28 protein-coding genes are annotated in these 22729 nt (G+C 39.8%); 13 read left to right on the top strand and 15 right to left on the bottom strand.

Features of this window, described 5'->3' with window-relative positions; translation table 11 throughout:
* The first annotated feature begins 6 nt into the window (after positions 1-6).
* From DUL71_RS18085 to DUL71_RS18115, 8 genes are read left to right on the top strand one after another with little or no spacing between them, the layout of a single operon-like run.
* Positions 7-162 carry a bacteriocin gene (locus DUL71_RS18085; protein ID WP_114939421.1) on the top strand — a complete coding sequence of 52 codons (156 nt, stop codon included), beginning with the start codon at positions 7-9 and terminating at the stop codon, positions 160-162.
* A 27-nt stretch (positions 163-189) separates the two neighbouring features.
* On the top strand, positions 190-354 hold the full coding sequence (locus tag DUL71_RS32030) for a hypothetical protein (RefSeq protein ID WP_154402425.1): 165 nt from the start codon (positions 190-192) through the stop codon (positions 352-354).
* A 49-nt stretch (positions 355-403) separates the two neighbouring features.
* Positions 404-604: a hypothetical protein gene (locus DUL71_RS18090; RefSeq protein ID WP_114939422.1), complete on the top strand. Its 201-nt coding sequence runs from the start codon at positions 404-406 to the stop codon at positions 602-604.
* Positions 585-1340, top strand: a complete 756-nt coding sequence (locus DUL71_RS18095; RefSeq protein WP_114939423.1) for an ABC transporter ATP-binding protein — start codon at positions 585-587, stop codon at positions 1338-1340. The genes DUL71_RS18090 and DUL71_RS18095 overlap by 20 nt, the downstream gene beginning before the upstream one ends.
* A 20-nt stretch (positions 1341-1360) precedes the next feature.
* Complete coding sequence (locus tag DUL71_RS18100) at positions 1361-2728, top strand: hypothetical protein (RefSeq protein WP_154402426.1); 1368 nt, start codon at positions 1361-1363, stop codon at positions 2726-2728.
* 29 nt (positions 2729-2757) lie between these two features.
* Positions 2758-3414 carry a hypothetical protein gene (locus tag DUL71_RS18105; RefSeq protein ID WP_114939425.1) on the top strand — a complete coding sequence of 219 codons (657 nt, stop codon included), beginning with the start codon at positions 2758-2760 and terminating at the stop codon, positions 3412-3414.
* Complete coding sequence (locus DUL71_RS18110; protein WP_114939426.1) at positions 3415-3927, top strand: peroxiredoxin family protein; 513 nt, start codon at positions 3415-3417, stop codon at positions 3925-3927.
* 29 nt (positions 3928-3956) lie between these two features.
* The gene (locus tag DUL71_RS18115) at positions 3957-6131 is read left to right on the top strand and encodes a peptidase domain-containing ABC transporter (protein WP_114939427.1); all 2175 of its coding nucleotides are present in this window, start codon (positions 3957-3959) and stop codon (positions 6129-6131) included.
* A 149-nt stretch (positions 6132-6280) separates the two neighbouring features.
* On the opposite strand, the gene DUL71_RS18120 is transcribed toward DUL71_RS18115, so the two are convergent.
* The 12 genes from DUL71_RS18120 to DUL71_RS18175 all read right to left on the bottom strand — a co-directional run bounded on the left by DUL71_RS18120 (position 6281) and on the right by DUL71_RS18175 (position 16076).
* Positions 6281-7030: a glucose 1-dehydrogenase gene (locus DUL71_RS18120; protein WP_114939428.1), complete on the bottom strand. Its 750-nt coding sequence runs from the start codon at positions 7028-7030 to the stop codon at positions 6281-6283.
* 92 nt (positions 7031-7122) lie between these two features.
* Positions 7123-7713, bottom strand: a complete 591-nt coding sequence (locus DUL71_RS18125; protein ID WP_114939429.1) for a Crp/Fnr family transcriptional regulator — start codon at positions 7711-7713, stop codon at positions 7123-7125.
* Positions 7714-7921: 208 nt separating this feature from the next.
* On the bottom strand, positions 7922-8902 hold the full coding sequence (locus tag DUL71_RS18130; protein ID WP_114939430.1) for a hypothetical protein: 981 nt from the start codon (positions 8900-8902) through the stop codon (positions 7922-7924).
* Positions 8903-9013: 111 nt separating this feature from the next.
* Positions 9014-9574 (bottom strand): hypothetical protein, encoded by a 561-nt coding sequence (locus tag DUL71_RS18135; RefSeq protein WP_114939431.1) that lies wholly within the window; start codon positions 9572-9574, stop codon positions 9014-9016.
* A 182-nt stretch (positions 9575-9756) separates the two neighbouring features.
* Entirely contained in the window at positions 9757-10185 is a 429-nt protein-coding gene (locus DUL71_RS18140; RefSeq protein ID WP_114939432.1) for a VOC family protein, read from the bottom strand.
* A gap of 70 nt (positions 10186-10255) precedes the next feature.
* A complete protein-coding gene (locus tag DUL71_RS18145) occupies positions 10256-10756 on the bottom strand; it encodes an SRPBCC family protein (protein WP_114939433.1) in 501 nt (166 codons plus the stop codon).
* A complete protein-coding gene (locus tag DUL71_RS18150; protein ID WP_114939761.1) occupies positions 10753-11073 on the bottom strand; it encodes an ArsR/SmtB family transcription factor in 321 nt (106 codons plus the stop codon). The genes DUL71_RS18145 and DUL71_RS18150 overlap by 4 nt, the downstream gene beginning before the upstream one ends.
* A 306-nt stretch (positions 11074-11379) precedes the next feature.
* Positions 11380-12303 carry a helix-turn-helix domain-containing protein gene (locus DUL71_RS18155; RefSeq protein WP_114939434.1) on the bottom strand — a complete coding sequence of 308 codons (924 nt, stop codon included), beginning with the start codon at positions 12301-12303 and terminating at the stop codon, positions 11380-11382.
* A 16-nt stretch (positions 12304-12319) separates the two neighbouring features.
* Positions 12320-13246, bottom strand: a complete 927-nt coding sequence (locus tag DUL71_RS18160) for an NAD(P)H-binding protein (protein ID WP_114939435.1) — start codon at positions 13244-13246, stop codon at positions 12320-12322.
* 6 nt (positions 13247-13252) lie between these two features.
* On the bottom strand, positions 13253-14143 hold the full coding sequence (locus DUL71_RS18165) for an SDR family oxidoreductase (protein WP_114939436.1): 891 nt from the start codon (positions 14141-14143) through the stop codon (positions 13253-13255).
* A gap of 266 nt (positions 14144-14409) precedes the next feature.
* On the bottom strand, positions 14410-15261 hold the full coding sequence (locus DUL71_RS18170; RefSeq protein WP_114939437.1) for a DUF3037 domain-containing protein: 852 nt from the start codon (positions 15259-15261) through the stop codon (positions 14410-14412).
* Entirely contained in the window at positions 15258-16076 is an 819-nt protein-coding gene (locus tag DUL71_RS18175; RefSeq protein ID WP_114939438.1) for a HipA family kinase, read from the bottom strand. Before DUL71_RS18175 ends, DUL71_RS18170 begins: the two co-directional genes overlap by 4 nt.
* Positions 16077-16352: 276 nt before the next feature.
* On the opposite strand from DUL71_RS18175, the gene DUL71_RS18180 reads away from it, so the two are divergent.
* Positions 16353-16658 (top strand): HNH endonuclease family protein, encoded by a 306-nt coding sequence (locus tag DUL71_RS18180; protein WP_114939439.1) that lies wholly within the window; start codon positions 16353-16355, stop codon positions 16656-16658.
* Between the two features lie 206 nt (positions 16659-16864).
* Complete coding sequence (locus tag DUL71_RS18185) at positions 16865-17515, top strand: hypothetical protein (protein WP_114939440.1); 651 nt, start codon at positions 16865-16867, stop codon at positions 17513-17515.
* 187 nt (positions 17516-17702) lie between these two features.
* Here the strand turns inward: DUL71_RS18185 and DUL71_RS18190 are convergent, their stop codons facing one another.
* On the bottom strand, positions 17703-17951 hold the full coding sequence (locus tag DUL71_RS18190; RefSeq protein WP_114939441.1) for an FUSC family protein: 249 nt from the start codon (positions 17949-17951) through the stop codon (positions 17703-17705).
* A 188-nt stretch (positions 17952-18139) separates the two neighbouring features.
* Positions 18140-19018: an alpha/beta fold hydrolase gene (locus tag DUL71_RS18195; protein ID WP_114939442.1), complete on the bottom strand. Its 879-nt coding sequence runs from the start codon at positions 19016-19018 to the stop codon at positions 18140-18142.
* 292 nt (positions 19019-19310) lie between these two features.
* Between DUL71_RS18195 and DUL71_RS18200 the strand changes: the two genes are divergently transcribed.
* On the top strand, positions 19311-20051 hold the full coding sequence (locus tag DUL71_RS18200; protein ID WP_114939443.1) for a hypothetical protein: 741 nt from the start codon (positions 19311-19313) through the stop codon (positions 20049-20051).
* Between the two features lie 113 nt (positions 20052-20164).
* Here DUL71_RS18200 and DUL71_RS18205 read toward each other — a convergent pair whose 3' ends face one another.
* Entirely contained in the window at positions 20165-21061 is an 897-nt protein-coding gene (locus DUL71_RS18205; RefSeq protein ID WP_114939444.1) for a glycosyltransferase family 8 protein, read from the bottom strand.
* 209 nt (positions 21062-21270) lie between these two features.
* Here DUL71_RS18205 and map point away from each other — a divergent pair, with 209 nt between their 5' ends.
* Both map and DUL71_RS18215 read left to right on the top strand, forming a co-directional pair.
* Positions 21271-22035, top strand: a complete 765-nt coding sequence (map, locus tag DUL71_RS18210) for a type I methionyl aminopeptidase (RefSeq protein WP_114939445.1) — start codon at positions 21271-21273, stop codon at positions 22033-22035.
* A gap of 103 nt (positions 22036-22138) precedes the next feature.
* Positions 22139-22624, top strand: coding sequence for a hypothetical protein (locus tag DUL71_RS18215; protein ID WP_161964464.1), 486 nt, complete (start codon positions 22139-22141; stop codon positions 22622-22624).
* Positions 22625-22729: the final 105 nt, after the last annotated feature.

Below are 22729 nucleotides of genomic sequence, written 5' to 3' on the forward strand. Positions count from 1 at the left end.
TTACAAATGAAAACGATTAACATCGAAGAAATGGAAAAAATTGAAGGTGGTATCAGTCTTGCCGCTTTCGGATGTGGATTAGGCTTAGTAGCCGTTTTGGCCGGCCAGGAATATTTATTGCCAACTACAGCCGCTCTTTGCGGTGCCGCGATGAACGAATAAAACCCTAACACTAAATCATTTAAAATCATGAAAAACTTATCAACCGAAGAAATGGAGACCATTGAAGGTGGTTTCCCGTGGGGTAGCTTTGCTGCCGGTGTTGCTTGTGGTGTAGGCTTACTTACAGCCGAAACCGGCATTGGCGTTGCCATAGCTTATGCAAGCTGTGCTACCGCATTCATTTCAGACTAATACCTTTTTGAATGGCGGCATTTAGTGCCGCCATTCTATTATTATACTTATGACAAACAAATTCACATTTATATATCTAAAATTTATTTTAGCTATTACCTTTTTCATTTTATCCTATAATTCTTTTAGCAAACATAATGCTGTAACATTCAAAGCTATCGCGTTTGCCGTAGTGGCAATTGCCTGGACACTGTTAGGCATTTACAATTTTAAAAAGTGGAAAGCAAACAATGGCGTTGACTATAAGTGAATTATCTAAAAGCTACAGTAATAATAATGCGCTTAACAAAATAAGCCTTTCCTGCGATCTTGGCTGGGTGTATTGCTTGCTGGGCCGAAACGGGGCCGGTAAAAGTACATTGATTAACATTATTGCCAATCTTATTAATCCCACATCAGGAAGTGTTTCTTTTAACAACCTCAATTATATCAAAAATGAAGTTGAGCTAAAAAAACAAACGGGGTTACTAAGCCAATACGATCAATTGGTGGGCGATTTAAATGCACAGGATTATTTACAATGGGTTGGTTTGTTATATGGCCTAAACAAAACCGAGGTTAAAAAGCAGACGGGCAACCTTTTAAGTTTCTTTTTTGATAACGACGAAGACTTATCAGGCCCATGCGCCGGCTACTCTGCCGGGATGAAAAAAAAGCTTACATTTTGCGCGGCCGTTATTCATAAACCTAACTTATTGCTGCTTGATGAACCCTTTGCTAATCTTGATCCTGTTGCTGCCAATAAATTGTGCGATTTTTTAATCGCTTATAAAAATAGTGACAGGTTATTATTTGTTTCGTCGCATGATTTATTATATGTAGATAAAATCGCTACCCATATTGGTATTATCAATAATGCGTCTTTAGTGTATAATAATTCGATGAGCAATTTCAAAAACGATGGCACCCGCACCTTAGACCAGGAATTGCTAAAATATTTACAGCCTAAAAACAATCACTCATCCCTGCTTGAATCAATAATATAGTGGACATCCTTGTATTTTTATTGACAAAAAGATTAAAGAGCTTTTACAGTGTTAGTAACTGGAAAGGAATTTCAAGTGTGTTTTTCTTTTCGGCCATCTTAATGATTTATGCTATCGGGGTAGCCTTCTTATATGATCATTACACCGATAAAAATTTAATTTCATCGGCACAAAACGTGCTCACAGGCATTAAAATAATGCTTGTTGTTTTACCGGTATCGCTAAAGTTCTTTCCTTCGTTTGCTCTAAAAAAGCCAATTATAAGTCCGCATTACCCTGTTAGCAATTTCAAAATAGCGTTGATAGACTTTTTAGCTATAAGCTTTATAAAAGCATCTAACTGGATATTGTTCGCGTTTATAATCGTGCTTAGCCTTTCGGCCAAACATTTGCAACCGGCAGATACCAATACCATGTATTATTACTGGCTAACAGGTTTTCTCCTATCCGAAAATATCATAAATGCTGTTAGCTGGCGCAAGTACCTGTATTTAACGCTATCTGTTTTGGCCCTGGCCGCGGCTATTGTTTTTATAAAGTACCAGCCACTCCTGCCTTTAAGCATTTCGGGAATTTATGGCATTTTAAGTGTTAATGTATTATGGTTGCTGGCCAACTACTTTATATTTTATAAAAGCGATTTTGAATTTGAACAAACGGGTGGCTATTCAAATTTGAATGAAGAAACAGGCAAATTAAGCAAGTATTTATCGTTAAAATTATTGTGGCGCAACCAAAGGTGCCGCACCGCGCTGATCATAGCGTTTGCCAGTAAAATTGGCTTTCTGATTTTATTCCTATCTGGAACAGAACGTTATACCTTTAGCCAGATCCTTCACAAGGTGCCTTTTGTGTTATTGCTTGAACCGCCAATCATTGTTTTTACCTATGTTTTTAATAACATCTGGGGATACTTCATCGATTTACAGCTTAACAACATCATTATAAATCCCTCACCCAAAACGCAGGTTAAAACCTATCTTAACCTGGTAATGCCCGTATTGGTGATCGATTTTATCATTGCCCTGGCAGCCTGGGCTTATTACGGTATTCTTGATCCTAAAATCATTATTATCTATGTTGTATTTACAGCGTATTGCCTGCCACTGGGTTTTCTGAGTTCGTTCCGAAAGTATTTCCTTGTTGATCTGTCGATAAACTTCTCCAGGTTCAGAGGTAAAACATCTCAGTTCTATTCATTTTTGATGATAGCCCCGGCCATTGGCCTTGGCTTTATTTACGATGCAGACGCTTACCTGTACCTCTATCTTGGTGTTTTACTCGCCGCTTCGGTAATAATTTCCTTCTATATAAAATCAACGTTTGATGTCCATCGTCAAATACTAAAACAATCCATTTTTGGCATAAAACCAACTGCTAACCTATAAACCAACTTTTCACATCTCACTTCAAGGTTATGATTAATGAAATAAAAAATTACAGCACTGTTAAAATGTTTGGTATCTACTGTTTGTATATCATAGCATTTATGTACCTGCAGCACTTGTTTTTAATAAATGATCAGCTTTATTACGCCTCTCTATCCAATCAATTAAGTTACGATAGTATCGATAAGATGCTGGCCTTTCAAAAAAAATGGCAATGGCTTAGTTACTGCGCAATCCCCCTGCTATACTTTTTTAAATTTTTGCTTATCAGCTGCTGCCTGCTTTGCGGGTCGATATTTTTTGACGCGAAGCTTAAGTTTTCGGACGCATTTAAGATCAGCATCTTATCTGACATTGTTTTTGTTATCCCCGTTATTTTAAAAGTGGTTTGGTTTGCGTTTTTGCACAAACAATATACACTTGAAGATATACAACACTTTTCGCCACTGTCTGTGGTCAACTTCTTCGATCCAAAATCAGTAAGCGCGCTTTGGTATTACCCGCTGCAGTCTATCAACGTTTTTGAAGTGCTATACATTTTTGTACTTGGTTTCTGGATTTACAAATTCGAGAACAAAAACTACGAAAAAGGCCTCAGGCTTGCAGTAAGCACTTACCTGCCCGGGTTATTTATATGGATAGTACTGGTAATGTTTTTAACAATTAACATCAATCCTAAAATATAAATGAAAAAAATACTGGCATTTTCCCTGGTACTTATACTTGGGGGCGGGCTTGGCTATATGATCTATCATATTGTCCGCGTAAAAAAACAAACAGACATTGCCAACCAGAATAAACAGCATTTACCCGATTTCTCTTTCTTTGACCTAAATGATGTTAAAAAAGGTAGCGAAGTTGTTAAGCCCGGAGCGCCGGTGGTTATTATTTATTTTAATAACGATTGCGAGTATTGCCAGCGGGAGGCTAAGCAGCTTAACGCCAATATGCATATGCTTAACGGAACGCAGATCTTAATGGTATCATTCAATACTGTCAATGATATAAAGCAATACGCAAAAGCCAACCAGCTTGACCAGTATAAACAAGTAACCTTTTTGCGGGACAAAGAGCTAAAGTTTACGCACTGGTTTGGCAATTGCAGTATCCCCTCGGTGTTTGTTTACAATGCCCAGCACCAGCTTGTTAAAGAGTTTTATGGCGAAGTAAAAATTGAGGCTATTAAAGCCCTGATCTGATAGCCTGAAAAATCAATAAATCCAAATTGATGAAACTTACTGCTCTAAAAAAAAGTTTTGTGTTACAGCACGACCATACCGACTGCGGCGTGGCCTGCCTGCTTATGGTAACGCGTTATTATGGTGGTAATTATCCGCTCGAGAAACTGCGTGAGCTTAGCGGTACAAATTTAACCGGTACTACTTTACTTGGCTTGTATCAGTGCGCGGGCAAAATTGGCTTCACGGCCCAGGCTTTTGAAGCCGGGCTGGATAATATTAAATTGTTAGATGGGCCTTGCATATTGCATGTAATCATTGATAACATGCAGCACTATATAGTGCTTTACGGTTCCGAAACAAAAAACGGGCAGGAGCAATTTATAGTGGGCGACCCTGCCCGCGGTATTATAAATATATCTCCCGAACGCCTTACCGAAATATGGAAAAGCAAAACGTTATTACAGCTTAAGCCAAATGAGAGTTTCGTATCCGAAAAACAACAAAATCAAATTAAATGGCAATGGTTTTGTAAACTGCTTAAAGAGGATATAAACATCCTGGTGGTTACCATGATATTGGGGGTATTGATCACCGTACTTGGCCTGGCTATGGCCATATTTTCGCAAAAACTGATTGATAATATATTACCCTCGGCCGATAGGCATAAACTTGTTTCGGGACTGGTATTGTTATTCCTGGTACTATCTATAAGGGCCTGTTTAAGTTATATGCGACAGTACTTTTTGTTGTTGCAAAGCAAAGATTTTAACAACAGAATAGTAGGTGATTTTTTTCACGCTTTGGTACGTTTGCCCAAATCCTTTTTCGACCGCCGCAAAACCGGCGACATGATTGCCCGCATGAACGATACTGCCCGCATACAACGTAACATCGCCTACATAACAGGTTCGGTGTTTATCGACATCATCATTTTTTTGGTAACCTGTTTTTTTCTGATCAACTACTCACCAGTAATATCGCTCATTGTTTTTTGCTTTATCCCCGTGTTGGTGTTTACAGTATTAAGCTATACAAAACCGGTAAAAAACAAGCAACGGGTGGTAATGGCATCCAACGCGCTTAATGAAAGTAATTACATTGATACTATTCAGGGTATCGCGGTCATTAAAAGTCATAATAAAGAAGGATTTTTTACTGACAAGATCCGCAATATTTACGGGGCATTGCAAAATGAAACGCTTGAACTGGGGAAGATAGGTAACAACTTTAGCATAACAACTGATTTTTTGAGCCTGGTATTAAATGTTATATTGATAAGCGTAGCCTCGTTTTTTGTATTGAATAAACAACTTAAAACCGGAGAGATGATAGCCATTATATCGTTGGTTAACAGTCTGATCCCGGCGGTAGCCCGTTTATCACAAATAAATATTCAATTCCAGGAAGCAAACATCGCGTTTGACAGGATGTATGATTTTACATCGATACAACCAGAATATCCTGAAACTGAAGGTTCGCTTTCGCCATTAGAGTTTACTCATCTGGCACTTGAGAATGTAGCCTTTAGATTTCCCGGTCGTAAACTGATTTTGAAAGATATTTCGTTACAGCTGCAAAAAGGCGAAATGATTGCCTTACTTGGCGAAAGCGGCTCGGGGAAAAGTACGATCATATCGATATTGCAAAAGTTTTTTACGCCAGATGCCGGCGACATTAAGGTAAACGATCAACCGCTGAAAAACATAAATACCCAACAATGGCGGGATGTTATTGCCACCGTGCAGCAGGATATTAAGCTATTTAACGGAACCCTGATAAGCAATATCGGATTGGGCCAGGGAGAAGAAGAATTAGCTTCGGTAATTAGCTTTTGCGATACAATGGGTTTTAGTCGCTTTTTTGCCGGTTTTCCGCAAGGATATTTTACCCTGGTTGGCGAAGAAGGTGTAGCGCTTTCGGGAGGACAAAAGCAATTGGTTGCTTTGGCCAGGGCGCTTTACCGTAAACCACAGATTTTGCTTTTAGACGAAGCAACATCAGCCATGGACCGCAACACCGAAAAAGCTATATTAGATATTATACAAAGTGTAAAACATAGCATGGCTATTTTCCTGATCACACATCGTGTACAAACCGCAAAAATAGCCGATAGGATATATATACTTGAAGATGGTGTTATTAAAGATAGCGGTACACCGTCTACGCTTTCTACGAGGTCCAATTTTTACTCTCAGCTTATAACTGATGTTGTGGTAGCTTGACGTTATTTGGTACGATTTGAACTTGCCGGGCTATCCTTAGTCCCGGAATATTACAGAGAAGCCGGCTTCTTCATCAGAAACCGGCTTCTCTGCAGGATTTAGCTTGGCAACGCGGTAAGTATACCCCGGCTGTAAGCATTCTGCGCTATTTACAAATCACGCAAACCTCCATCCACTAAAATTTCGGTACCGAGCAGGTAAGCAGAATCGTCAGAAGCAAGGTAAACAGCAGCTGCAGCTATTTCTGAAGGCTTGCCCAGACGCTTTACGGGAGTAAAGTTGCCCATATTCTCTGCCATTTGGCGGGCTTCATCAGCTGAACTTGCAACAGTACTGAACACAGGGGTATCAATTGGGCCGGGACTCAATGTGTTCACACGGATTTTTGACGGTAAAAGATCTGCAGAAAAGCTTCTTGCCAAAGAGCGTACCGCTGCTTTTGTTGCCGAGTATGCCGCGTGGTTCGGCACACCTTTTTCGTTGACTGTAGACGAGATCATGATCACCGAAGCACCTTCCTTCAAAACCGGAATAGCTTTTTGTACAGTGAAAAATGCGCCTTTAAAATTCACATCGCTTACTTTATCAAATTGTTCTTCGGTAAAATCAGCTAATGGATTGAGTACATAAATGCCCGCATTGGCTACCAATACATCCAATTTGTTATATTGTTGTGCCACCTGCTGATAAATACGGCTTAGATCGCTGAGGCTGGAAACGTCGCCCTGGAGGCCGATAGCTTCACTGCCTAATTCTTTTACCGCATTATCCAGAGCAGATTGATTTCTTCCGGTGATAATTACTTTGGCTCCTTCTTCTATAAATGATTTGGCGATACCTAAACCGATACCGCTGCTTCCACCTGTAATCAAGGCTATTTTGTTTGCTAACTTTTTCATAGTCATTTTTATTTGTTTTGTTGACTATGCAAAGTTGCTTCAACGCCGCCTCTTCAGGAATGAAGTAGATTAGGAAAAGAAGTTGAACTACTTCAACTTTTTGGCTTTACACGCTGATTACGGATCTTAGAAAGAAACTCGGTAGTCATGCCCAGATAGGAAGCGATAACGTATTGAGGAAAGCGATAGGCCATTGCAGGATATTTTTCAACAAACAATTCATATCGTTCTTCAGCCGATTGAGTTAAGCTGCTAATGATACGACGCTGCATAAACGCGACCGAGCGCTCGGCAAGCATACGGAAAAAGGTCTCGAATTTGTGATTTTCGTCCTTAAGCCGGCTTTCCTGTTCGTGAGTTAGTTGAAGGAGCAAACTATCTTCCATGGCGATAACAAACATCCTGGCAGGCTGTTGGAATATATAACTATTATAATCAGATATCCACCACTCCTCAACTGCCAATTGTATAGTGTGATCCTGGCCTTCTTCACCAATTACATACGCTCTTAATGAACCATTAAGAACAAAGTAGCGACTTTTAGCGGTAAAATCCGGCTGAATAATAAATTGTCTTTTTTTTACACGTTGCTCTTTAAATGCAGCCGCAAATTGCTCTCCCTCCTCATCTGTCAAGGGGACAAGCTTTCTCGCATAATTAATAATGATTTCCTGAGGGTTCATAAACGCGGTGACGTTTATTGGCAAATGTAGCGAATTTATGTTTCGACTTCCCCGCCCCGCGTGGCTATTGTGATATTTCAATCTGGATTAGAAAATGATGTAATCACAACTACAGACGGCAACAAAAGTTGATGCTTATTTTACCCATCTCTTTTGAATTAAAAAAGCCGCTTTACCATCAATAGTAAAGCGGCTTTTTTTCAACAGGCTATTTGCGCCGAAACAACCTGCTGAAAAAACCTTTCTTTTCATTAGAAAAACTCCCTGTATTTTCACCTTGTTTTGAACCCGTTTGCCGTGAATTATTTTCAGGAGCGTGAAACTGAAAGGGCCTTTCGTTGAAGGCCTTATACCTGTAACTCCGTTGAGCAACTTCAAAGCCAAGTTCAGCAGGTAATGTTCCAGTCTTTTTTTGAAATGAGCCATCAAACAAATCAAATTGCACCTGATATTCAAGACCCGATAAATTTTCTGACATCGTGTTTTCCATATCAGCCAAATTTTCCGCAGAATCATCAAATATGGTTCCCAAAACCTTCAGCCAATTATCATCAATTTTCATAAAGTAGAATTCAAAAAAATTCTCCTTTTCTACCAATAGTTCATTTTTTGCGATTACGATCCGATAAGCTGGATTTTTGCCAAACTCTATATCAAAAGACATCCAAATTGCGGGCAACGTGAAGTTGACAATATCACCCATTATGCCGCCCTTGACCCCGGCCTTGCGGGAGTAAAAATTCCTGGTAAAGGGGTGGAAATGCCAGCCTGAATAATCGGCGGATATTTTTTTTAAAATATCCATGTGCGCAGAGTGATGACCATCATTCTCGTATATTTTCTGCCCGTTTTTAACAACAAACCCATTTGACGAACATTTACCGCCAAAACAGTCAACATTTATAAATGCGATTTCTGTATCGGCAAAACTTTTCGAAAGCTCGATGCTGTAATCTCTTAATTGATTCTCTACTTTATAAATCTTATCCGCCTCGTTGTTGAAATTCTCTTCGGTAAACCGGGTAAATGGAACTTCTCTCAGATTATCATTCGTTTGGCAAACAACGCCGTGAAATGGAGTAAAAAACTCATGTACGTATTGATATCTTAAATTCTTGGTAAGAGCCTCTATTAAGGAGTCACGATTATTTTCAATTTTAGCAATTAGGTTGTAGGTGATATAACTCATAAAATAATTTCTTTCGGAAAAATTTAACCCGATTAAGTTACATTATTTGGCAACTTATTCTGATACATTTTTATAAATGTAAACTGCCGTCATACAAACATCACGCAGCTGTTAATCGGCTTTTGTGTTTTTACGTTGCTCATACAAGGCCTTGTTTAAAGCTTCCCTCTTTTTATCCCAAATCCTCATCAGGTTTAACATTTGCTTGTCGGTAAGTTCCTGAGACCAAACCAAGGTCTTGATTCCGTATATCATTACCGCAGCAGCTTTTCCTGCTGCTATAAAATGCCTGAATTCATTCCCATTTTGTAGCAAAACGGTTCCAACAACATAATTAAACTTTTCAAGTTTAACTTTTATGCCATAATCATGATGCGTTGCACCTGTCATATCACCAATATCTTCAATGCCATTTTCTTTGGTAACAATGCGCTGGGTTGTTAATAAACTGTAGTTGTCTGTATCGATAATGGTTGAACAAATGATCAATTCATCTTCTTCCAGATCTAATTGCATTTCGGGGCTGAGTTGTACAAATTCCGAATTGCTTTCATAAAACCTTGCCCATTTAAAGTGATCATTAGGTTTAAAAAGACACCTTTTAATCTCGTAAATAACAAAAGCGTGTGTTACCTGGTCCGATCTTATTATTTGATTACTATTAGCGTCCATATAAATATTTGTAAAGCTAAATAATCAATAATTCATCTTATATCCTATTCCTATTACCGCAAACCAGTAAACCATAGTAAGCATGAATTTTTAGAGCAGAAGTCTAAATCCTGAATGCGTAAAAAGCCGCTCAACTTTCGTTAGGCGGCTTTTTACGTGGGACAATTTTGAAATTTTACCCCTTATAAACTTGGATCAAATTCTACAATCCATTCAATCCCATATTTATCTCTGAACATACCGGCATATGTACCCCAGGGACTGTCGCCGATCGGGCCTTCAACCTCTCCCCCTGCTGATAATCCGTTAAATATTTTGTCGGCTTCTTCACGGCTTTCGGCACTTGCATATATTTTAGACCGGTTTTCATTTTCGCTTACCCGTCCTACAAATTCAGGAACATCATTGGCTATCAACACATTGTGTTTGCCGATAGGTAGTCCGATGTACATTATCTTGTTTTCTTCACTTTCCGCCACCTTAAATTCGGCGCTTGCCAAATCCTTGAAACGGATGATCTTGGTGAACTCTCCGCCAAAAACTGATTTGTAAAAATTGAATGCTTCCTGGGCATTACCATTGAAGTTGATCCAGGGATTAATTGCTCTCATAATTTTGGTTTTTAAATTGTTATGTTCTTTTATTATCTATTAGGTTATTGACCTAATCGGCTATTTTCTCTTATGATTTTTGCGATAAGGTTATAAGTAGCTCGTCCAGGTTTGCTAACATCAAAGTAAATCCTTTGCTGAAACCATCCGTCAGCCTTTCCATTCGTTCAAGCGACTCATTATAAATGGAGATATTCACTTTTGTTATTCCATTTTGTTCGCTGAAGCTGTAATCCCATTCAGAACCCGGTAATTCGGGATTTTCGTCTTTGTCAGCAAAAGTGTTGTATAGTTTAAAATTGGTTTTGGGCGTGATGGAAGTATATTTCTGAAGCAGCCAGCGCTCCTGTCCGTCGGGGCTTATCATCGCGTAAAACCTCCGGCCTCCAACTGTAAAATCCATATGCTTGGTTTTACTGCGCATAGGCGCAGGTGCCGCCCATTGGTCAAGTATTTCGGCTTTGGTAAAAGCATCCCATACCAACGGGAGCTCCGCATCAAATTCCCGGGTTATAAAAACAGTTTGCGCTGCTTTGTCAACAGTAAAATCAAATAGCAAATCGTTGTTCATTTTCTTTGTTGTTTAATTGTTGATAATACTTTATCCAGTTGATTAAATTGAGTTTCCCAGCTTTGCTTCAATTGCGCTAACCAATTATCAAACTCCTGCATCTTCTTTACATTAAAATGGTAATAAATTTCCCTGCCAGAATGTTCGGGTTTAATTAAATCGCATTCGTGTAATACCTTAATATGTTTCGATACCGCTTGGCGGCTCATGTCAAATTTTTCGGCCATTGCATTAGGCGTTAAAGCCTGAATAGCAATTAAAGCTAAAATAGCTCTCCGTGTCGGGTCGGCTATAGCCTGAAATATATCCTGTTTCATTTTCAATACAAAAGCGCAACCCAAAAGTTGCATATACGAATATATATGCAACTTTTGAGTTGCGCAAATTTATTTACAATTATTTTTTTGAGAGTGGGTTACAAGGGAGCTTTAATGGTTCTTGAAAATGAGCGAAACTTAAGAAACTGGCCAATTCGCAAAAAAGAAGCGGTAGGGCTTTGGGAAGATGAGGAATCAAAGTACTGGAGATATTTTGTATGTAACACCGGCTAAACCATTTGAATCATAAAATAACAATACCCCTCCATGATCGAAATGCCCCGGGTTGTGGCCGAGATATACAAATCAGTTAAACGAGTGCCGAAACTCCAATGGCGACAGGTTTGTTTTAGTTTTAAACAGCTTACTGAAGGATTGCAGGTGCTCAAAGCCCAGTTCGTAGGCAATTTCGCTCACGCTGAGGTTTGTTGTTGAAAGTTTCTCCTTGGCCAGATCAATCAGTTTATTGTGCAGGTGTTGCTGAGTATTTTGCCCGGTTAAAGATTTAAGCAGTCCACTCAGGTATCCGGGTGATATATTCAGGCTTTCAGCAATGTAAGTAACGCTTGGCAATCCTTTCCTGGCAAGCTCACCGCTGTCAAAGTAACCGGCAAGCAGATTTTCAAGCTTGGTTAAAATTTCATGGTTAGCAATTTTGCGGGTGATGAACTGCCGCTGGTAAAACCGCTCTGAATAGGTCAGCAGCAATTCAAGCTGGGCAATGATCACACTCTGGCTAAAGCGGTCGATATTGGCATTATATTCCTGCTCGATATTTTGCGTAATGGTATTGAGCATCGCTTCCTCTTTATCGGAAAGGTAAAGCGCCTCATAAACCGAATAACCAAAAAACTCGTATTGCTTGATGTTTTTAGCAAGCGGTGTATTCCATAAAAAATCCGGGTGAATGAGTAGCATCCACCCTTCAGGGTGGTGCATTTCACGTCCTTTTTCTATTTCTACACCAAACACCTGGCCGGGCGACATGAAGAACAGCACACCTTCATCAAAATCACTGGCCTGCTGCCCATATTTAAATTTTACATTCTTCACCCTTTTCATCGAGATGGAATAAAAATCATAGATCAGGCTAAAGGAACCTTCTGCCAGTGGGCGGGTCAGGTTCTCCATGCGCACAAGACTAATCTGCGGATGAGCGGGCGCAGGCAGGCCCGCAGCCCGGTGATATTCCGTGATTGAATGGAACCGATATAAAGGTTGATTATTCATATCTTCTTAAAGATCGTTATTTCTGCTGATAAACCACCGCAAATTCCTTCGCGAAGTCTGCGAGTTTTACCTTACCCATCTTCGGTTTGGCTTTATGAAAATTTTCGAGCGTTTTGCCGCTGTGCATTGCTGCCCCCATTTCAATAAGCGTTTCCGCCAATTTCTCGGGCACTTTAGCCATCTTCAATCCCTGCAACATTTCTTTGTCTGAAAGTCGCACCCATTTTAGCCAAGGCTTCCCTACCGAGGTCCCTATTATCCGGGCAGCTTCGTTACAGGTCATTTCTTCGCTGCCTACATACCTGACCGTTTTTTCCTGTGGCAGCAACAGCAGTTCTTCTGCAACGGCATCGGCAATATCTTTTGGCGATACGAAAACAATACGGTCATCCCCGCCATAGTTGCCCATCAACAAGCCTGTTTTGCCGCTTAGCAATGCCCAAAGGCCCGAATAGCGCAGGGTAAGGAATTTGCCGATAAAGTTTTTACCCCTGATAAGGTCAATGGACTGGTAAAAATTGGTGTAGAAAGCAGCTGGCCGCATAATGGTTACAGATGCGTTTAGTCCGTCAAACAAGTGCTCAACATTTTCGTCTTTAACCAAATCTGCCGCCCATCCGCTTAATAATACAACCCGTTTTACCCCTGCCGACTGAAGGGCGGCAGCATAATTTTGTGCAATCCGGTGCATATAGGCACCAAGGTCGGGTTCAGTAAAGCTCAGCGGGATCATGGCATAAACAGCATCGGCTCCTTTAAAGGTATCGGCCAGGAAGCCGCCATCCGACATAGAACCGATGGCGGCTGTAGCCCCTAACTTTTCAATCGCTGTTTGCTTCGCCGGATTGCTGCTTATTACCGTTAATTGATGCCCTCCGGCAACTAAAATCTGCGTTAGTGGTAAGCTGATATTACCCAACGAGCCAGTTATAATAATTTTCATGGCTTATTACTTGGTATAAATACCATTTGCGATATCCTCAAGCAAAGTACTGTGGGTTGGCTTCCAGCTCAAGGTTTGCTGGGTCCATTCGCTTGATGCCGGGCAATCAATGGCTGCCATGTGCGCAAACCAGCCAAAATGTTCGGCAGCGACTTCCGGGGCAATGGAAACTACCGGCAAGTTCAACTCCCGGCCTATAGCTTCGGCTATTGTTTTAACAGGGATGGCTTCTTCGACCGAGGCATGATAACGGGCTGCGGGTTCAGCATTTTCTAACGCAAGGCGGAAAAGTCTAACTGCATCCAGGCGGTGTACAGCGTTCCAGCGGTTAGAACCCTCTCCGATATACGCCGAAACACCTTTTTCGAGGGCGATATTCACCAGTATGGGAATGAAACCGTGTTTATCTTCATTGCCATGTACCGATGGCGACAGGCGAACGGCTGCGGCACGAATACCCTTTGCAGCTACGGCATCGGCTGTTTGTTCGGAAGCACGCGGCCAACCCGGACTAACCGGCGGAATAATATCTTCGGTGGCTATTTTTCCGGGGCTCACCAGCGCAGTACCCGAGGCAACAATGAACGGACGGTTAGAACCTGCCAGTACATCGCCTATGGTTTCAATAGCGGTTTTATCTATTTGGCAAATTTCCTGTAAACGCGTAAAATCGTGGACAAACCCGGCATGAATTACGCCGTCAGCAACGGCGGCACCGCTACGAAGGCTTTCCAAATCTTCCAGATCGCCCCGATGAACTTCGGCACCTGCAGCGATCAACTTTTGGGCCGACGCATCCGAACGTGCCAATCCCAATACCTGGTGACCGGCACCGATTAACTCCTGCACAATAGCAGTTCCGATAAAGCCCGTTGCTCCTGTAACAAATACTTTCATTTTGTATCTTTTTGTTGATACAAAGATGGGGCGATATCAATTGCTGGATTTATCCAAATCTGCGTTTGATTTAGTCGGAATACTTAGTATAGATAAATAACCTCGTGTTTATTATCGAACGTTGCTTCCGTACCCAGCCCTTTAACTAACATAAAAGATTTTACAGGCCGAACACACCCTTCGCGCGTGCATTCTATCCAAAGCTTTTCCAAGATTTGATCAGATATTAAGTTCTGAACGTTCTCCCAATAAAGATTATATCCTTTTTAATAAGTTTTCTCGAGTGCTGTCTTAACTTTTCTTGCAAATTGCTCTGCTTCATTTTCTGTAACAATAGTAACGTTAATATCAGCATCAGACTGAGAAAGAGTGTCCTTAATAAAGGACTTTAGGTGTTCATTGGCTTTTGGAGACGTAGTCAAAAAATAAAGATTGATTTTTTCCTTTGATGATTCGAGCTCCTTGATAATACCTGACCATTTATAAACTTTATTTTTGATAGCATCGTCCTTTTTTAGGTCGAACGATAAACTCTGATAACAGTTCCATACGCCATTTTTCCATGCTTTATCGAATTTGATTTGGTCATTATCCGTTTTAACAGTATGATCTTTTAGTTGAGCAGTAATCCCTAATTTATCGAAATGCGTTTTGTATATTTTGTTCCAAGCATAAGCATCAGAGTGTATTTCTTTCGCAGAATCTGTTGTATATTTATCAACCAAGCGGTCATACAGATCATCTAACGCTTTCTGCGCATCGAGGTCTAGCGCTTTCTTTGACTCGGAAACAAACAACGCGCTATCATCTGGGATTAATATCTTATTGGTAATTTCCAGCAGACCGAATTTGTCGGGAAACTTAATAAAATCGCTTGAATTAAAAAACAAAAGATCTACATTGACTGAGCGTATCTCTTTCTGAAAATGCTTTAAAGTGCTAAGCAAAAAATAACCATTAAACTCTTCAAAGAAATTGGAAATACGACTAAATTTCGTCAATACCTTAGCATCTAAAAAGCGGCTTTCAGGTTCAAAAAGCACAATACCCACATTAACGAACTCTCCAGTAGTTCGATCATGCAAATACCTGACAACTTGATACTCAAACGTTTTCATAACAGTATCCGGTTTAGTTCATTTGCAAATAAGTCTGCGTGCGCAATCAACTGATTTAGATAACCTTTAATATCGGATATTTGTTCAGTTAACCAACCAGCAGGCAAAATAGTTTCTATTTTATTCCAAAACACATTGTCGATGACCTCCAGCCTTCGTTGAAAGCCAGAAAAATCAAATTGTTTACCTTTTAATCTATCGAAGCAAAAATTATCCCTTATCCAGTTTAAGTCCTGGTGCCTGATGGTCCATGGTTCAGAATTCCTTAAAAAGGGAAGCTCCAAGGTAAACCCGAATGCAAGCTCATGATCAAAGATCAGAATGTCGTCCCCATCAGTCAAAAAATTAGGCTTTTCAATTCTCCGATCGGCATTGCTGATCATTAGATCAAAAGCATACAAGTCGATTAACTTTGCCTCCAATACTCCGCTGATTGTCTGATCTTTTAAAACGGGAATATATCCGGTTTTATATTCATTCCCGAAATTAAACCCCAGACTGTTAGCTGCAACTTCAAAGTTTTCGTTGCCTTGCATGGTTTCAATAAAAGCCTCAGAAATATGAATTACAACAGGTTCCGGAACAGTGAAATCTAGCTCACGCGCCATCAAAGCTGCAATTAGTTCTCTCGCGCTTGCTTCTGGCGACATACGCGTTGATCTGATAAACTTCACTACATAATCTGACTTGATACCTGTTTGAATACAAACGCCATTCACTATCTGCGGGAGCGTTGTCCCTGTACGCAGAATAACACCTGCGCCAAGGGCTTCGACGGTTGGCAAGAAATAATCAAGATGTGATAGTTTAAGCACAGATACAAATATAATTAACAAAGATAATAAATTATCATATAATCAAATAGCGTGATGCCTTGCACAACGATATGCTTTGTGCGTTTCCAAATGACAGGCATTTCGGATTCATATAACAAAATATTAACAATTAATTTTTCATGAGACTCATAAGGGCAGCAAACTACTATCAAACGGCTCGCTTTATTAATTATATTATCTTGCAGACAGTAAAACCGATTGGCCAACTTCTTTAAATTTGTATAATTTTACTTCTGTAAGATTAGTCAATTTAAGATGCTCAGAAGTGAATTAAGATACGCCATATGGGTAGCGCATGGAAAAAGAGATGCATATAGTGGAGATATGATAGAGAATTTTGAAGACCTGGAAATAGATCATATCATTCCAAAATCGACAGATAAAACATTACTCCAAGAAAAAATTTCTAAATATGATTTAGGCCCTGATTTTAGCTTGAATTCATTGGACAATTTATTGCCAACCTCTAAGTTGCTAAACCGGCAAAAATCGCATATCGCTTTTAATGAATCTTCTGAACGATTTTATTTGGCTTATGCCCGGAAAAAAAAGCAAAAATAGAAGAGGAATGTAAAAAGGCAATTAAAAATCGCAAGCTAAAGGAAAAAATACAATTTGTAAAAAGCTATTCAATTGTCAACCATAACGAATCTGCATTCAGTCCATCATATTTTAACTCTGATACATTAATTGTCTTAAATGCTCTTTTGCCATCGAAATTTATTGAGTTGGGTAGTTGTGCTATCGAGTTTTACGAGGTCAGCAACATGATTGCGTTAAATCATGATCAGATTGTGCATTTAATTGAACGGAGCAAAGAATATATGCTAGAAGAAGTGATACTACATTACTATAATGAGAAAAGTGAGACAGCATTTGTTATTATTGGCACAAGTTCGCTTCACTTGAAAAAAGAGGCTTATAACCAACTATTAACTATTCTAAAGGATTTTTTAAGCGTGTATCTGGAGTTTTTACCAAGGTTTAAAAACTTTATGGGTATCGGCAACCTTGAGTTACATCAATCAAGGGAACGTTATAAAATGATGACAATAACATCTGCAGAATGGGATTTCTTAATTCATTACGCTGCCCAAAATGATCTTGATAACTCAAATAACAATCCATTCTATTTTAGCTCAAATCCTAATTATCTAATTGCTATTAACTCTGAGAATCCCATTATCGTATTTACATTATCGCCGTTGTTTGAGCATGATAGGGTAACCTTACTATGGCATTTACCACATAAACACGACCGAAAATTTATAGAAGACAATAAAGTATGGACTGCACAGAGAACGCTTAGCTGGGTTTTGCAATTGCTTGAAAGCATCAAAAGGGCAAGAAAAGTAGAAAAAGAACAATCAAAAGCAAGAGGATCACTCTTTTCCAGAATAAGAAACCGTTTGAGGTAAAATATACAGACTTTTAGATTAACAGTAGTTTATTAGTAAGTTAAACTTTTTAAATCCGATGAAGAGGAATTCTGTAATTTTCCACTCAACGGCTTCTAAAATCGCCCTACTGCTGTAAAGCGCTTTTTACAAAAAAGTGGCACGGTATTACCAACATAACTAACCCTTGACTAGCTCACTCGTGCGCCTATTTTAAACCTTTTTCTTTTACCAGCTTTTCTACTTCCTTATTTCTCAGTTTATTCTTAGCTGCTATTGGTAAATAGATAAGCGGAAGAAAAGTCAGGAAACCAAAACCATTTCTAACAGTACTGTAAACGGCAACCCCAATTAAAAAACCGATGATTGTCGCATCTAAAATATTGCCCGATTTAATTTTTTTTGCCTCTTGTAATAATTCTTCGTTTGTTAGTTGTGATAAGTCTTTTTGTTCCATTGATGTGATATCTTTTGACGGTTAAGCTATGGGTAGTATTGCTTGCAGGCTACTTTCCATGCCACAAGTTTACGAAATAATAAATCTCCGATAGACAATTAGTCAAAACCATCAACAAGCAAAATGGCCAGCGTTAACACCGGCCATAGGCAAAGCTATTTTCAAGATAATTTCCGATACAATTGTGTTTACTTCAAAAAGCCATTCAAATATCCCAGTATGGTGCTCGTCTGCATCATCAGGCTCACGTGCCCTTGCGCCGGAACAATAGCCAAATGCGATTTTGGCATCGGCCCCATATCGGCAATAACACCGCCGCCCAATAGTTTATATGTTTTTGCCAGCTCAACTTTATCAAGCCCGTCATTGTCGCCGGCTATGATCAAAACAGGGGCCGTAATTTTAGCAATATTGTCATCACCAAAATCAAACGGTTCCGCGGCGAAAGCGATCATCTGTTCTATGAACTTTGTCCATTTAGTTTTGTCGGGGGCCACTTGATCATACGCGGCTTTCATCGGGGTGTTTGTAAAAAATTCCGGCTTCCACGATTTAAAAGCGGCGGTTACTTCAGGTAGCCAGCCATTGCTTTTATAGGTAGACGAAATGATCACTAATTTTTTTACGCGTTTAGGGCTTTGGATAGCAAACTTATAGGCGATAGAACCGCCCATGCTATAACCTACAACATCGGCGCTGTCAATTTTCAAATGATCCATTACACCTTCCACGTCACTGGCCATAGCAGTATGTGATAATTTTCGCTCTGAAAATTGCGTATGCCCGTGCCCCTGCATTTCAATGGCAATTACTTTCCTCGTTTTAGAAAGCTCGGGGATTAACTGGCCCCAGTTATCGGCAATAGTCATAAAAGCACCATGCAATAAAACTATAGGCCTACCTGTACCATAAACTTCATAATAAACTTTAATGCCATTAACCGGTGCATAGCCGCTTTCAGCAGGTTTGCTTTGTTGCCCTTTTGACCGAAGTACAGTGGTAAAAAGAAGCACAGCAATTATTGATGCAGACCGAAGGATATTAGATCCTTTAAGTATTCTTTTCATAAGATGTTTTTTAATTGTTTCGATTTGATTGACAATACAAAGATCAATGACATTTCAGGATTTTGTCCTGTGTAAAAACGACAAGTTAAGGGGGAAATCGCGACAAGATGTTGACGTTCTCTTTCTCTGCCGACATCGTTTATCAACAAATAACTCCCCCCTATTTAATATTACAAGATAAAAAACAATCAGTAAATAAATTCCCCCTTATAGTTAATAACTGTGGCCTTTAGTTTGAACAACAACAAACAGAATCAATTAAAATGCTTTTATTTGCGTTTTAATTAAATTCATGAAAAACCTTAACCTTATCTATGCCTTTTTACTTTTTTCGGCATTTGTATCATGTAAAAAAGACAGTAACCAGGAAACTACTCCAAGCAAGCCCGCTCTTCCAGCAACAACAGCTATCAGAGATTCGGTTTCTTATATTATTGACGGTAAAACATATTCGGCCGGTGGTGTAAACATTAATTCATCTTCGGCCGGTGCGCAGGATGCAAACCGGAAGCTTATTTATCCCGATAACACCAATAAATACGCGTATTCACTTGTTGGCGCTCCGGATTCTGTAATGTATTATCAGAAAAATTTAATAGCTACCAGCGGCGCACATATACAAGTATTCTTTTTAAAAAAATATATCAGGCAAAAAGCGGGCTCTACCTGGATGCCAGGGCTAAGTGATGTGCTTAAATTATTCACTACCGGCAAACACCCCTTAGCAGAAGACTTTGAATGGAAAAATTCACAAAATGGTATCGCTATCAGTGTATCAGCCAATAATGAAGACTATTTATCTTATAATGCTTATAATGGACTAAATACTGTTGAGCTTCCAACAGGGTTCCAAAAAAGCTCTACATTCGAAATCACAAGCTTTACCAAATCAGCATTTGAAGATGGCGGTCATTACAACCTGGAGGCAAAATTTACCGCACTTGTATTTGATGCTGCCGGTCATCGGAAAAAATTGGACAATGGTTATCTACGCCTTCATTTTGATCTTTCATACAGCACACGGGCTAATTGATAGAAATTAAATCACGCATTCAACAATCTCATAAAGACGATAAAAAAGCCGCTCTGAAAATGCAGAGCGGCTTTTTGACGTTTATAGACTGATAAAAGAAGCACTCAACCCTCTTACTTTGAGGTTGGGGTTTTGAGTTTATACTTGATCAATCTTCCGTATGAGCGCCGGATATTCCATGCCCTTACCAGGTCGCCATACGTTGTTCTTCTGTATTTAGAAGCCCAAAATCTCGTTAAATACTTTTCCCATTCTGCATAGCCCTGATGTAAGGCAAAAGCAAATAAATCCCAAGGCTTGGGCGAACCTACAAAATGAAATATCATCCGCTCGGCTAAATCCGGCCTTTCAAAATTTGCATACCAGGCACAATTAAACCTGCGGGGAAGGGTTTTAAATTTATTGCTGAATAAGGCGTTTAAAATGGTCTGATCTACCGCAAGAAGCTCTGAGGAGAATTTATCTCCCACATCCAAACAAGCCTGTTTTATATTATCACGCCTCCAAACATCAAGGTTCATCAACAATACACCCGAATTGAAATATGGTGACTCGGGCGATAAATTGAATTCTCTGATCAGGAACTTATGCTCTATCGCGTATTCAACAGTGCCGGTTGCCACAGCCGCTATAGCTGCATCCCCTATATCAAAGTCCTCCAAATCGGTAACATCTAAATCAACTACCAGGTCGGCATCAAGGTATAATACCGTCTTTTCCGTGGTTAAAATTTCGGGGAGCAGTAACCTGCCGTAAGGTGTCCAGTCGCCATGTAATGACCGGAGTTGTCCGAAATGTTTTACCGGATCAAAATCTATAAAATGCCAGCTTCCGGAATAGTTGGCGTCTTCTAATAAATGACTGATATTTGATTTATCAACATCGCTCAAATCGGCACACAAAAACCAGATATTTAAGGATTTTGCGCGGAAACAATTTTGAGCGAGGGAGTTCAAAGTTACACCCAAACCAATGAGTGCAAGCTTGTTAACACAAAAGGCTACATTCATAAAGCAAAGCTACCGCTTTACGAATACAACGTATAGTTGTTGGAAAAATCGTAGCATATTACCCGCAATTGAACGGTTTTTCACAGATAATCCATGAAAAAACCATGAACCATTACTCAGTTTTTTTGATGTGCTGCTTATAAACTGACACTGGGTAAATGGAGCCATGTATATTAATTGTTAATTTTGCAGCAGATAAAAATTAAAAGATGTCGATAAGTACCGAAGACGAAAGAAACGGCATGCAGCAGGCAAGTGACGCCGTAGCCATTACGCTCAAGAAAATGCGTGATTACGCTAAACCGGGTATATCTACCAAAGAGCTTGATGAATATGGCGGCGAATTACTCACGCAACTGGGCGCAAAGTCGGCCCCTTTGCTTACCTATGAGTTTCCCGGCTATACTTGCATAAGCGTTAATGATGAGGTTGCGCATGGTGTACCCTCGGCAGATCAAATTCTTAAAGAAGGTGACCTGGTGAATATCGATGTATCGGCGGAGCTGAATGGTTACTGGGCCGATAACGGCGGCTCTTTCATTCTTGGAGAGGATATCCACGGCCACGGCAAACTGGTAGAGGCATCTAAGGAGATCTTAAAAAAAGCCATCAGCAATATTAAAGGCGGCGTCAGGATCTCAGAAATCGGCAAGTTGATTGAAACTGAAGCTAAAAAGGCCGGTTACACCGTGATAAAAAACCTGACAGGTCATGGTGTTGGCCGCAGCCTGCATGAAGAACCACACGAGATTGCCAACTTTTGCGACAGGTATAATACCACACGTTTTAAAAAAAATTCGGTAGTGGCGATAGAGACATTCATTTCAACAAAATCAACCATTGCCGATACGCAAGCTGATGGCTGGACACTAAAAGGTAATAAAGGTGGCTTTGTTGCACAGCATGAGCATACCATTATGGTAACTGGTGGCGCACCGGTGATATTTACTTCACAGAATGGCATTTGGGATTAATTCTGTCAAGTACGCACGCTGAAGTAATCAAACAGAACGACGAGGTTTCTGAAAATCATATGCAAGCCTTTGGATGTTTATCCAAAGGCTTTATTTTTAATGAGTGAAAAATCTTATCCTAATTATTTTCTCATTAGCTTGTTCTCTGCTGATATTGGGTTGCCAGTCTGACCCATATGCTGGCGACATGACCACAGAACAACCTAGAAGGGAAGATATTATAGGTATTTATCGGTTTAAAGAGCAAACTATTTCTGAAGCCCCGATTGACAAACGTGGGCTGAAGGCAACAATCACCTTAAAATCAGATGGTACATACCTAGCCATTGATATACCAAATGTTTTTGGTGGGCCCGACGCCGAAAATCATAAATACATTTCTGCCAAAGGAAACTGGAAAATTGAAACAATTGGCTCCATTGATACCGGATGGGGACATCCAAAACCAAACTGGGGAATTACGTTAACAGCTATTGATGAAAGTTTAACAAATATTGGTTTTACAGGTAATGAAACACCTTACGGATTGATAGTTACTTTTGATGATCCTGATTTAGCCATGGTCATGCTTTTTAAAAAAATACGCTAAATATCCGGATTATCATTGTCCCAAACAAGCGTTACTCTATTCTACTTTAGTTTATCATCCATTTTAATTAATTCGTTAACATTTTATCTATTAGTATTTTACTAA

This window comes from Mucilaginibacter endophyticus (genome assembly GCF_003351025.1).
GTDB lineage: Bacteria > Bacteroidota > Bacteroidia > Sphingobacteriales > Sphingobacteriaceae > Mucilaginibacter > Mucilaginibacter endophyticus.